Genomic DNA, 13,087 nt, shown 5'->3' with positions numbered 1-13,087 from the left:
ATGATTGCCCAACCGCTTGACGCCTACTTACAGCGTATTCGCGAGCTATTCATCGAACTAGGCATTCCGGAAGAACTGCCGGCAGGTAGAGGTTTGGCATTATGCCGCGAGCCTTTAGAGTTGATCGTCGCGGAAACCACGCCGCAAGGCAGAGCGTATTATCTCACGGCGGAAGCGGCCGTTGCATGGCACGCATTGAAACAAGCCGCTGCCGAGGAGGGCATTACGCTATTGATGGTCTCGGCCTTTCGCAGCGCGGATTATCAAGCCGACATTATTCGGCGCAAGCTCGGGAAGGGCCAAACTATCGACGAGATTCTGCGTGTCTTGGCCCCGCCCGGTTACAGCGAACACCATACCGGTCATGCTATCGATATTGGCAGCGACGACTGCCCGGAGCTGGGCGAACGGTTCGAACAAACGGCTGCTTTTCAGTGGCTATCAAGCAACGCAAAACGCTTTCAATTTTTTCTGTCATTCCCGCGCGATAACCGCTTCGGGTATGTTTACGAGCCTTGGCATTGGTGTTATCGGGGACGGCTGTCGGCCAAAAGCAGTCTGTGAAAAATATAAAAAGTCAGTTCTCCGAACGGCTGGTTTATAGCGATCACTTGACATCTGTATTGTGCTCATTTTCTAAACGCTTGAAATTCGCTAAACAGCATTGGCCTGATGGGTTTCTAATTTCACAAGCACATTCCCCGGCTTGAGTACGTTGCATGACGAAAGCTTTGATCGGTTCTGCCCGTTGATTTTTTAACGCCGATAAATACTGCTCGGCGTCAATATCAAAACAGTAACAAAGCGCGTCGTTTTGAATGGCTTGATAGCTTCTTAATTGCTGCTTGGGAATAGTGTTGCCCACGCTGGAAAAGTACCCAACTGAGCATTTTTTGACAGGGCAAAAATAATAGCTGTCAGTGATGATTGACTGATTCTCGGGAAACCTGACCTGATGAAAAAGCGTAGACATATCGACACTTTTACAAGTGGAGCCGCATTCAGGACAATTCTGTTTGGTTTTGGTGGATGTACTTGGGCAGCAATCAGACATAGACCGTATCCTCGGCTTTATCGGGTAATAGGTGTGACCAGGGAACCCCGATAACCGGCATCTGTCGTGGCTTTGATCAAGGCGACGCTATTGGTTTTTTGGCTATCGAAAGTAACCACGGCCGTTTTGGCATCGTAATCGATAGCCACTGTTTGCACGCCTTCGACTTTCTGTAAGGCTTTCTTGATGGTGACTGTGCACATGGCGCAGGTCATATTCTCTAACTTCAGTGTAACCGTTTGTTGTTGGTTTGGCTGTGCCACTGTGGTTTCAGCATAGGCCATTGGCATCCATAAAGTGGCCGGTAACAACAAGCTTACCAGTAACAATCCAGAATTAATTGTCATATCGAGATCCTCTCAAGCCACGAAAAAAGGCGCTAACCAGGGAAAGGCCAGCAGACTCAAAATGAATGCTGAACCCAACCAAAACATCAGGCGTTGTCGGCGCTGGATGTCGAATGTGGCGCAGCTTTCACCTTCCTCACAGCGTTGAGGCATTAGATAAAGTTTTCGATACCCTAACGCCATAAAGACCACGGTCAGGATGATGAAAAATGGACGGACCGGTTCCAGTGCCGTCAACGTACTCATCCATGCGCCACCAATACCTAAAGATAAAAGTAAAAAAGGCCCGACACAGCATGCCGAAGCCCCTATAGCGGCCAAGAGAGCGCCGATACCTAACCATGACGGTGTGTAAATGGGTGTTTCAGGGTCTGTATTCATGTCAATCTCCTAAGCCAAACCATGTTCAATGTTGGCAAGGAGTCTAAACCCTGTTGTTTAGAACAGAGTCAAGTGGCCGGTGGTGTCTTACTTAAAATTAGAGGTTGGTTGATGTATCATCGCCAAACGCATCGAGAATAGCGCAATGAGCGGCTGGCGCTGTCTGCTGACAATCGTTGACCAGGCTTCCCAATGCCTGGCGCAGTGCCGTTAAATCCCTGATTTGTTGATCGATCTGCTGGCATTTCTGCTCGGCGAGTTGCCGAACATCAGCACAGTGCGCCCCATCAAGGGATAGCAAGGTGGCAATTTCTTTCAAGGTAAATCCGGCCTGTTGAGCGCGTTTGATAAAACGTATCTGGGCAATCGCATCAGCGGAATAAACTCGATAACCGCCATCGGGTTTCGCGGGTTCCGTCAATAAGCCGATGCGTTGATAGTGACGGATGGTCTCGATAGTGACTTCGGTTTGTTTGGCAAGTGTGCCAATAGTTAGGTTCATGCCGTTACAAGTTTCTCAGATTTATAAGTTCCACAAAAGCTGATCGCCAATTTAATGCTCCGTTGTTCCCCGAACCCACTCCGCCATTTCACGATTTGCAGTGACGGCCTGCTGGTAAAGATCAATCACTTCTTGGCTATGCGCTTTAAGATCGTTCGCGTGTCTACCGTATAAAAAGCTTTTTGACTCAAATTGGCTGAGCATTTTTTTGTGTTCCTCTATCTTGATCTGCAATTCGTTCGCTTCGTCTTCGAAGTGTTTGGCTAGTGCTACATGCTGTATGGCAAGATCAGGAGCCATTGCATGCCGATCAAAGAGGCTGCACCCTGATAGTAAATATTGCGCCAGAAAAAGGGTAATCAGTAATTTTGATTTCATGGTTTGTTCCAAAAGAAGTTTATAAGTTGTTTCTATAAAGTTGCTCAGGCTATTTAAAAGCAACGTTTTTGGGATGTAGCAATCTCAATCCGTTTGCAACGACCAATAAGGAAGCCCCCATATCGGCTGCAATGGCTTCCCATAAGGTCGCCACACCGGCAAAGGCCAAGACGGCGAACACGGCTTTGATCGTCAGCGCAAAAGCAATATTCTGTCGAATAATCGCTAGCGTTCTTTTGGAATGCCCAATCAGCCAAGGCAGATTGGAAAGGTCATCACCCATCAGAGCAATATCGGCTATCTCGATGGCCGCATCCGACCCTAACACCCCCATGGCAATCCCCAGGTTGGCCCGTCCCAGCGCCGGTGCGTCGTTGACACCATCACCGATCATCGCTACCTGGCCGTATTTCTCGACCATTTGACTGACTATCTCCACTTTATCGGCCGGCAATAATTCGGCGTGTACCTCATCGATGCCAATTTGGGCCGCGATGTTATTGGCCGTCACCCGATTATCGCCGGTTAACATGGCTAAATGTTTGATGCCTGTCTGTCTCAGCGCTTGCAAAATCGATCTGATGTCGGCGCGAGGTTGATCGGCAACGGCAATGAGGCCGCAAATATGCCGATCATTACCAATGGCAATCACGGTTTGCCCTGTTTGTTCAAGGGTAATCGCCTTTTCACTGATTTCCGGGATTTCTTGACTACGTTCCAACAGATAACGACGCGATCCCAGCCAGAAATCCGTGCCATTAAATAGTCCGGTGACACCTTTACCCGGTAGAACCATTACATTCTCTGCGCTGGCTACGTTGATACCGCGTTGTTCCGTATAGCGTAAAATGGCTTTGGCCAACGGATGATTGCTTCGTGATTCCAGTGCGGCAGCGCGGCTTAAAAGTTCTTCTTCGTTATGACTATTGAATGGATAAACACCGGTTACGATGGGCTGACCAGAGGTCAGCGTGCCGGTTTTATCAAAGGCAATCGCAGCAAGATGGGCCGGTGTTTCGATATAAATGCCACCTTTGATCAGAATGCCTTGTCGGGCCGCACATGCCAGTGCCGCGACAATACTGACCGGTGTCGAAATGACCAATGCACAGGGGCAAGCAATGACTAGCAACACCAAGGCGTGGTAAAACCATTCGTTCCAGGCCCCTTCGAAAAATAATGGCGGAATGATGCACATCACCAACGCCACCAACATTACTGCCGGGGTATAAATACGCGCAAATTTCTCTACCCATTGCTCGACCTCGGCTCGCTTACCGTGGGCTTCGCCTACCAGGCGGGTAATCTGTGCCAGGGTGGTATCCGAAACCAGCTTGGTGGATCGGATTTCCAATGTGCCTTCAGCATTAATGCTGCCGGCAAACACCTCGTCACCCACTTGCTTGGCAACCGGCATGCTTTCACCGGTAATCGGCGCCTGATTGACTGAACTGAAACCGGCAATTACGTTGCCATCCAGGGGGATTTTAGCGCCAGGCGCCAATATGAAATGGGTACCGATACTGACTTCTGCGGCAGATACCATACGTTCCTGGCCAGCTTCATCCTTGATCGTCACCGTCGATGGGGCTAAATCCAGTAAGGCTTCTACGGCATGCCGGGCACGACCAATACTCCAGCTCTCAATTGCCAGAGACAGCGCAAACAGAAAACTGACCGTTGCCGCTTCAAACCATTCATCAATGAACATCGCACCGATTACAGCAATCGTCATCAGCAAGTTCATATCGGCCCGTAAGCGTTTCAAGGCATAAAACGCCTTAACGATCACATGCCGAGCACCGCAAGCCACCGCTAAACCAAAGGCTATTTTTTCAGGCAAAGGCATCGCCTGCTGAGCGTGCGCATTCAATAAGCTTTGCAGATAGTCAGTGACCACGTCCCATTGCAGGGTTCCGTTTTTTGCCGAGCTGAAAACGGTCTGAATATCCACAAAGCCGCCGGCTATGGCGATATGAATCATCATGCCGGCCACGATAAATACACCGCTAAGCACGGTATAAACGGTCTTCGAACGGTGTAGTTGTTTGACATCGGCATCAGTCTGACCGGATTGCCAACGAGCCGCCTGCATGCCCGTTGCCGCTACCGCTTTGATGATGGTTTTTTCAGTCACAGGCTCGGCATCAGACAACAGTGTCATTCGCCCGTTTAAAACATCAAATGCCAGTTTGTCACTGCCCCCCACTAGCGGGCCTATCGCGCTTTTCAAGGTAGCGACCTCTTCGGCGCAATCCAGTCCCTCGATCTTGAATGTCATACCACTCGACGCGGTTGATGGCGTTGGCTGGTGACTATCCAGTTTCTCACCAGGACAACAACAGGTTTTTTCTGATGGCTTGCAACTACTCATCGCTTAATCCTCATCGGAATCAATCTGCGAAATTCCCGGTATCATGGGATTTATTGGTTGGTCTTGGCGATGCGCGAACCAGTAGAGAATCGGTAATACTAACAATGTCAACATCGTTGACGACAGAATGCCGCCAATCACTACAGTCGCCAGCGGGCGCTGTACCTCTGCGCCGGTACCGGTAGCGATTGCCATCGGTACGAAACCGAACGAGGCTACCAGTGCGGTCATCAGCACCGGCCTAAGACGTGTCAGAGCACCCTCTACAATCGCCTTATCCAGCGACATGCCTTCGTCGCGCAAACCACGGATAAAGGCAATCATCACCAGCCCGTTCAGTACTGCCACACCCGACAACGCGATGAAACCGACTGCCGCCGAAATCGACATCGGAATATCGCGCAACCAAAGTGCGACCAAGCCGCCGGTCAACGCAAAAGGAATGCCGCTGAAGACCAGCAAACCGTCCTTGGCATTGCCAAACATCATGAACAGCAGCGTAAAAACCAGCAGCAATGCCAGCGGCACGACGATCTGTAAGCGCTGGGTGGCCGATTGCAACTGTTCGAATTGTCCGCCCCAACTCGTCCAATAACCGGATGGAATTTTGACTTTCTGTTGCAGCTTTTGTTCGGCCTCGGCGACAAAGGAGCCGATGTCGCGGCCTCGCACGTTGGCACTGATGACGATTCGGCGCTTGCCGTCCTCACGGCTAATTTGATTAGGGCCGGGGGCCATTTCCAGGCCGGCTACTTCAGCCAGAGGGATATAGCTGGTTCGTCCATCTCGGTTTTGCCCGCGCGGCAATGAGATCGGTAAGCGGTTGATGGCATCCAGATTACTGCGCAGGTTCTCCGGCAGACGCACGATAATGTCGAAACGCCGGTCACCCTCAAACAAGGTACCGGCTTCGGTGCCACCAATCGCGGTAGCCACCGCATCCTGTACATCGCCCACATTTAAGCCGTAGCGCGAAGTTTTATCCCGGTCGATATTGAGCGTCAGCATCGGCAAGCCGGTGGTTTGCTCGACTTTCACTTCGGATGCACCGGGAATTGCCTCCATGACCGCCGAAATTTCAGTCGCCGTGTCATTCAATACATCCATATCATCGCCAAACACTTTAACGGCAACGTCGCTACGCACCCCTGAAATCAGCTCATTGAAGCGCAACTGGATCGGCTGGGAAAACTCGTAGAGGTTGCCGGGTAATTTGTTGGCCGCCGCTTGTATCGCCGCCAGCAGGTCATCGCGTGATTTATCGGGATCAGGCCATTGCTCGCGCGGTTTGAGCATGATGTAACCATCCGAGATATTCGGCGGCATCGGGTCGGATGCGATTTCGGCGGTACCTGTTCGTGCAAATATCCGTTCGATTTCGGGAAACTGCTGCTTCAGAGCCTGTTCAATCTGTTGTTGCATGGCGACCGATTGCGACAAGCTGGTACCCGGAATACGCATGGCCTGAATGGCGAAATCGCCCTCATTCAAGCTCGGCACAAACTCGCTGCCCATCCGCGTCGCCAACAGGCCCGACAGAATCACCGCGACTACCGCCAGCGTGAGTATCACCGGCTTATTACTCATGACGCTATCCAGTACCGGCGTATAGATACGCTTGGCGCTCTGCATCACCACATTTTCTTTTTCGGCGACTTTATCGCCGATAAAAAGCGCTACGGCGGCTGGGATAAAGGTCACGGACAGTATCATGGCCCCCACCAGTGCAATGACCACCGTGAAAGCCATCGGATGAAACATTTTGCCTTCCACCCCCGTCAGCGCGAAGATGGGCAAATACACGACCATGATAATCAACTGGCCAAATAACAGCGCTCGCCGCGCTTCTTTCGACGCCGTAAACACTTCATGAAAACGTTCACGACGTGTTAGCGAACGCCCCTGATGCTCCTGAGCATGGGCCAGCCTTCGCACACAGTTCTCCACAATCACCACCGCACCGTCGATGATCACACCAAAATCGAGCGCCCCCAGACTCATCAAGTTGGCACTGACTTGATACGTCACCATACCGGTGAAGGTGAACAACATTGATAACGGTATGACCATTGCCGTAATGATGGCCGCACGAATATTACCGAGGAACAGAAACAGAATCACGATGACCAGAATCGCCCCTTCGGTTAAGTTCTTCTTGACCGTATTGATGGCTTTATCGACCAATACTGTTCGGTCATAGACCGTCACGGCCTGCACCCCTGCGGGCAGCGTGCGGTTGATGTCCGCCATCTTTTTATCGACCGCTTGCGAGACGGCACGGCTGTTCTGACCGATCAGCATGAAGACCGTACCCAACACCATCTCTCGGCCATTTTCGGTGGCGGCACCGGTGCGCAGTTCCCGGCCGATTTCGACCTCGCCGACATCGCGAATACGAATGGGCACGCCCTGGACATTACCGAGAATGATGTTGCGAATATCATCTATCGAATGCACTTGGCCCGGCGCACGAATCAGATATTGTTCGCCACGCTTTTCGATGTAACCGGCACCGACATTATTGTTGTTACGATCCAGCGCGGTAACGATGTCTTGCAAGGTCAGGCCATAGGATGCCAGTTTTTCTGGAATCGGTGCCACCTGATATTGTTTGGCGTAGCCGCCAATGGAATTGATTTCGGTGACCCCCGGCACGTTGCGCAGCTGCGGTTTGATAATCCAGTCCTGGATTTCACGCAGATCGGTCGCGGTGTAAGGCGAACCGTCCGGTTTTTTGGCCCCTTCTTGGGCTTCGACTATCCATAAATAGATTTCGCCAAGACCGGTGGAAATGGGACCCATCGCCGGCGTGATACCGGCGGGCAGTTTATCCTTGGCTTCCTGAATACGTTGGTTCACCAATTGCCGGGCGAAATAGACATCAGTGCCGTCCTGGAAAATCACCGTGACCTGCGATAAGCCGTAACGCGAAAGCGACCGGGTTTGTTCCAGATGCGGCAAACCCGCCATGACGGTTTCGATGGGGTAAGTGATCCGCTGTTCGGTTTCCAAAGGCGAATACCCCGGTGCCGTCGTATTAATTTGTACCTGGACATTGGTAATGTCCGGCACGGCGTCGATGGGCAGAATCGAGTAATTGAAGATACCGAGCCCTGCCATACCGAGTACAGCCAGGATAACCAGCCAGCGATGCTCGATCGCTAAACGAATAAGTCGTTCAAACATGATGCGAACTCCTGGGGATCAATGCGAGTGCTCGGCACTGCTTTTGCCTTGCTCGGATTTAATGACGAAGCTGCCATTGACAGCGTATTCGGTACCGGGTATGAGTCCTGACACGATCTCGGTGACTTTGCCATCCGATAGTCCGGTGGTGACCGGTTGAGCAATAAAGCCGCCGGATACGCGAATAAAAATCGTCGGCTTGTTTTTGATCATCTGGATGGCATCGACTTCCACCGCGACTGGCACGTCACTTTCCTTGGTGGGCAGTTCGACCGTGATAAACAATCCGGGTCGCCAAGCCATCTGCGGATTGTCCAGCGTCACGCGAGCCGTAGCGGTGCGAGTTTGTTCGCCCATCAATGCGCCTATATAAGACAGCGTACCGGTTGCCGATGAATCGAACGCCGTGGCCTTGATGTTGACCTGTTTGCCGATCTGCACGACATTGAGATCCTTCGCCGAGACGATAATTTCGGCCCAGACGGAAGATAAGTCAGTAATGGTGAAAATGCTGGCATCTTCCTTGACCGCTTCTCCCATGGCGATGTGTTTCTCGACCACCATGCCGTCGAACGGTGCGCGAATTTCGTAACGATTGAGTGAGCCGCCGCTGGCCGACACGGTAGGATTTGCGCCGAGTGCTATCAATTTCTGTTGGGCATTATGAACGGCGATTTCCATTTCCTGCATCGCCTGCCGGGCTTGTTGGTAGTCTTGCTCCGCCGAGATTTTGTCCTCCCATAAGTGCTTTTCCCTCGCAAAGGTAGAGCGGGCTAACTCCAATCGCCTTTGTGCCGACAACAATTCACTACGCTGCTCGGACAACGCCGTACTGGCAATCACGGCGATGACCTGACCTTGTTTGACTTGCTGGCCCAGGTTGGCGGAAATGCTCTCCACCACACCGGCCAAACGCGGTACCACATGAGACGTCTTATCTTCATTGAAGCGAATTTCACCCGGTAGGGTGACAGAGCTTGTGATGTGCGCTGCACCTGCGGTCTGAATCGAGATACCGGTTTCGGCGATTTGCTGATCGCTCAAGGTTACTTTGCCTTCTTCTTTACTGAAAGCAAACTGAAACGTCTGACCATCTCGTCTTGCCGTCACGTTCGCTTCAAAGACATGGGGCTCGTCGATAGTCTGGGTACTCTGCCAATAGGCTTTTTCAGGCTCGAACTCGATGCGTTGTTGTTCGCCGCTCGGGCGCTTCAGTTGCACGGAGAGTTGATCGGCAACGGGCTGAAGCGGTTTATCCTGTTTGAACGGATAAACGCGAAAGTGCGGCTCGCCGCCTTCCTCGCTAAGCAGGATTTCCAGCTTAAAATCGCCGTCACTGTAAACGTCACCGCCGTGCGGGCCTTGAGCCTGCTTGGCTTCATCGGCATGTTCATGGTCATCATCGCCTTCGGTGCTATGTGCTTTAGCCGCTGCATGGCTTTCTTCGCCGTGTTCCTCACCTTCCGGCATCGATTTGTCGATGATCAAAATCAATAGGCCGAGCAAGAGGCCGACCACGATAATCGCGGCGATAGCGGTCCATTGTTTTTTGTTAATCGTGTTCATGGTGATACCTCGGGTTGGCTGTCCGCCACTGTCTCGTTCATATTGCCGCCGACCAGACGTTCCACGTTGGCCACGGACTTGTGATATTCGGCCAAGGCCAGTAAATACTGATTTTTGGCGCTAAACAGCGTGCGCTGTGCATCCAGTACGTCGAGAAAACCAAACTTACCCAAACGATAACCTTCACAGGCGGCGTCATAAGCACTTTGGGCGCCCGGCAAAATGTCTTGCTGCAAGGTGATGATTTCGGAATGAGCGGTATCCAGGGCCTGATAGGCGGTGTTCAATGCCGTAGCGATGCGTATCTCGGCGCTGCGCAATTCGTCTTCCGCTTTGGTCAATCGATGCTCGGCTTCTTGAATACGGCCTTGATTGCGGTCAAATACCGGCAATGGCACAGAAAAACCAACGACTAAGGCGTAATCATTGGGCATCAGAAATTTACTGGCACCGACAGTCGCGGTGACATCCGGGATAGCTTTGGATTTTTCCATCGTGATAAGCGCCTGACGTTGGGTGATCTCGGTGGCCCAACGGGCTAAATCGGGATTTTTGGAGAGGCGTTGCGTCAATGAGTCCAGGGAAGCCGGCGCCTGGATGCTTTCCAAATGACCGCTCACCGCCTCAAAGTGCGGTGTCGTACTGCCCCAGCCGGCGGCTAAACGCTTGCGGGCGGCTTCCAGTTCTTTCTGGGCACGCATCAGCTCGATTTGCACCGAAGCGCGAGCAACTTTGGCCTTGGTTTCTTCAACGGGCGACACCTTGCCTGCCTGCACTCGCGCAGCGGTCGTGACCGTCGTCTGATTCGCCAATTCATGCGTTTGTTTTGTTAGCGTCAAGCGCTGTTGGGCGGCCAACACGTCAATAAATGCCTGCGTAACTTGAGTGAGTACATCGGCTCGTTTGGTTTCGTAATCCCAATCGGCTAATTGTTTGGTCAGCGATGCCGCTTCCATGCGGGCGGTGCGTTTTCCGCCCAATTCGATCAATTGGCTGAGTTCCAAGGTGACGACATCGCCATCGAAGCCCTTGATGACCTGATTACCAAAGTTCGCGGCATTGGCATTGAAGGTGGGATTGGGAAACAAACCCGCTTGGAGGGTGGCCGCTTCCTGTGCGCGGCTCTCCCAGGAAAAGGCGGAGAGTTCGGGGTTCTGGGTTAGCGCTAGGGCAAGCGCTTGAGACAAAACCAGGGAACCGGTCGGTTCCTCAATGGCTTGCCGACTGGTATCGTTTGCACCCAGATCGCCTGATTGTGCCGGCAATAGCGTGTTATCTGCCGGACTCGCATCGACCGAGCCGACAGTAATCAATAAACACAGTGCAACGCCAAGTGGCCGCACATAATTTGAGAACATGGAAAATTTCTCCGTAGCATAGAGGGAACGTCAACACGGACACAGATGAACCTGCGCCTTCGGCTGGTGAGTTGCAGCTAGGAGAGGTGGCTAAATCAGTAAAACGGTACTGCGCAGGGCGAGTAGTCGGGAATCGGTAAACGGCGGGTCGAAAAATGCCGATTGCCGAATGATGACTCTGGCATAAAAAACCAAGAGTGAAATCAGAAAAAATACCGGCAAAAGCCCAATATCAATCGCTATTTTTGACAAATTCGTCAACTGTAGGGGAATGTGATCATCACCATCGATTGGGATGTCAGTGCAAGGCGACGAGCAGGGTTCACGTTCATCGCTCGTAAGAGCATTGGTCTCATCGATGAAACGAGTGACTGCATTTACACTAGCTAATGGGTCTTTGCCAGTCTTCTCTACAGCTATATGACCATCAGCCCCAAAACACAGCACAAAGGCCGACACATCTTGATGGCCCAAGCCAAAATGGCAGAGCATCGCGAGTATCAGCACGATAGAGAGCCATGTTTTAGAGTGTCGTAGAGCATTCATTTTTTAAAGTTACATTAAATGAATCTAAATGACAATGACTTACTGTTTTTAGTATTTCTTGGTTTTGAGACCTAACAGGCTGTTGAAGAACGCCTGTATATTTCACTCTGAGGCAGAAAATTTCAACGGCGATGCAAAAATGGGGCATTCGAATTCGTTGAAAGTTGCCACTATTAGATGCGTTGTTGTGCGCAATCTTCCAAAAGAAAGTAGGGATTTGATTTAGCAAGCTGAGGATTGTTTCTACCCGGCTTAGGTGGCTACATTTAACCGATCCAGGTTTGCACAATACGTATAGCGCACTTGAGCGCTATACGCTCAGAACCAAGGGCTATCCGTCTCAAGAACATGGAGTCTGTACTTGATCTAACTTGTTGAAGGTCAGCTAAGAAGCAGAATCCAGACAAAAACGGCCGATAATAGCGACTGACTCCTTGGGGTCGATTGCAGACTATTCTCAGAGAGCTTCTGACTGCAAATGATTGATCAAACGGCGACAACCTCCTTGTTATCGCCGATCTGATGGCTTTATACCTCGGTGCTATTCAACCAAAGATCGTGCTTGTTGCACAGACTCAAGGCGTAAACCGTGCCGCTGTATCCCGCCAGGCTGAATTCGGAAATGGCGATCGGGTCTTTGCTGGGATCGAACATCCGCTCGTTCAGGAATTTATAGTCTTTATCCAGCAATACGTGTTTGACGATGTAATGTTCATAGCCTTTCATTTCGTGCGGGGTGGTGATTTTGACGGTGGTTTTATCGTCGGCTTTAACGACTTCAATCACCGGCAAATGCGTCGCGGCTTTGCCGGCCCAGCGGCCTTGCGCATCCTTGGTGTAAAACACATCGCCCGGCGGTGTAGGTTGTTTGCCGGCTTCCCCGGCTTGGGCCAGACTGGGGGCAATGGCGCTGATCGCCGCACCGGCGGCACTCAATCGAATAAAATCGCGACGTTCCATGAAAATTCCTTGTGATGGTTTAAAAATTATCGACTACCGAGTTAAGCCCGCATGGCTTGCTCGGCAGCGTGTGTTGAACCGGTTCTTTATTCTGCCCATGCAGAAGAAGCGTTCGCAACGGCTCCGGCTCGCTTGACCGCGCGACGCATCGAAATGTATCACGATTTGTTGGATCTACGTCCATGGGTTCTTACGTTAGCTTATATTTATTACGCCGGTCCTTTTTACCCGTTCGGGCTGAGCTCTTCGAAGCCCAGGCTGGCGGCAGGTCAATGAGGCATTTAACGGCGGAAATTCAAGTGGATGTTCAGTATCGACAAGCCGCGCCAGCGGACATGAAGAGCTGATTGCCATCAGCTATCGCCGCTGTTCGAAAAAATCGGCTTTTTCGCTACCAACAATGCCGAGCAGTAAACCGGCAAGTCAAATAGAATG

The 13,087-nt window shown here is 51.6% G+C and carries 11 protein-coding genes; 1 reads left to right on the top strand and 10 read right to left on the bottom strand.

Translation table 11 applies throughout. The features are described from left to right. Positions 1-564, top strand: a complete 564-nt coding sequence (locus tag DDY07_RS08130; RefSeq protein WP_171695515.1) for a D-alanyl-D-alanine carboxypeptidase family protein — start codon at positions 1-3, stop codon at positions 562-564. Positions 565-607: 43 nt separating this feature from the next. Here the strand turns inward: DDY07_RS08130 and DDY07_RS08125 are convergent, their stop codons facing one another. From DDY07_RS08125 to DDY07_RS08075, 10 genes are all read right to left on the bottom strand, one after another. Continuing rightward, positions 608-1,054, bottom strand: coding sequence for a hypothetical protein (locus tag DDY07_RS08125; RefSeq protein WP_171695514.1), 447 nt, complete (start codon positions 1,052-1,054; stop codon positions 608-610). A 17-nt stretch (positions 1,055-1,071) separates the two neighbouring features. Beyond that, positions 1,072-1,782 carry a MerT/CopZ fusion-like heavy metal transport selenoprotein gene (locus DDY07_RS24430; RefSeq protein WP_331725253.1) on the bottom strand — a complete coding sequence of 237 codons (711 nt, stop codon included), beginning with the start codon at positions 1,780-1,782 and terminating at the stop codon, positions 1,072-1,074. 97 nt (positions 1,783-1,879) lie between these two features. Beyond that, on the bottom strand, positions 1,880-2,284 hold the full coding sequence (locus DDY07_RS08110; protein ID WP_171695511.1) for a MerR family DNA-binding protein: 405 nt from the start codon (positions 2,282-2,284) through the stop codon (positions 1,880-1,882). A gap of 51 nt (positions 2,285-2,335) precedes the next feature. Next, on the bottom strand, positions 2,336-2,662 hold the full coding sequence (locus DDY07_RS08105) for a hypothetical protein (RefSeq protein WP_171695510.1): 327 nt from the start codon (positions 2,660-2,662) through the stop codon (positions 2,336-2,338). Between the two features lie 49 nt (positions 2,663-2,711). Beyond that, entirely contained in the window at positions 2,712-4,943 is a 2,232-nt protein-coding gene (locus DDY07_RS08100; RefSeq protein ID WP_171695509.1) for a cation-translocating P-type ATPase, read from the bottom strand. A 96-nt stretch (positions 4,944-5,039) separates the two neighbouring features. Continuing rightward, on the bottom strand, positions 5,040-8,222 hold the full coding sequence (locus DDY07_RS08095) for a CusA/CzcA family heavy metal efflux RND transporter (protein ID WP_171695508.1): 3,183 nt from the start codon (positions 8,220-8,222) through the stop codon (positions 5,040-5,042). 18 nt (positions 8,223-8,240) lie between these two features. After that, on the bottom strand, positions 8,241-9,788 hold the full coding sequence (locus DDY07_RS08090; RefSeq protein ID WP_171695507.1) for an efflux RND transporter periplasmic adaptor subunit: 1,548 nt from the start codon (positions 9,786-9,788) through the stop codon (positions 8,241-8,243). Then, on the bottom strand, positions 9,785-11,146 hold the full coding sequence (locus DDY07_RS08085; protein WP_171695506.1) for a TolC family protein: 1,362 nt from the start codon (positions 11,144-11,146) through the stop codon (positions 9,785-9,787). The genes DDY07_RS08090 and DDY07_RS08085 overlap by 4 nt, the downstream gene beginning before the upstream one ends. A 90-nt stretch (positions 11,147-11,236) precedes the next feature. Further along, the gene (locus tag DDY07_RS08080; RefSeq protein ID WP_171695505.1) at positions 11,237-11,653 is read right to left on the bottom strand and encodes a hypothetical protein; all 417 of its coding nucleotides are present in this window, start codon (positions 11,651-11,653) and stop codon (positions 11,237-11,239) included. A gap of 567 nt (positions 11,654-12,220) precedes the next feature. Beyond that, entirely contained in the window at positions 12,221-12,652 is a 432-nt protein-coding gene (locus DDY07_RS08075; protein WP_171695504.1) for a desulfoferrodoxin family protein, read from the bottom strand. Between the last annotated feature and the right edge of the window lie 435 nt (positions 12,653-13,087).

Origin of the sequence: Methylomonas sp. ZR1 (assembly GCF_013141865.1) — a bacterium.
Lineage (GTDB): Bacteria > Pseudomonadota > Gammaproteobacteria > Methylococcales > Methylomonadaceae > Methylomonas.
The sequence above is the reverse complement of the archived record's forward strand: the minus strand, read 5'-3'. Positions and strand labels throughout refer to the sequence as shown.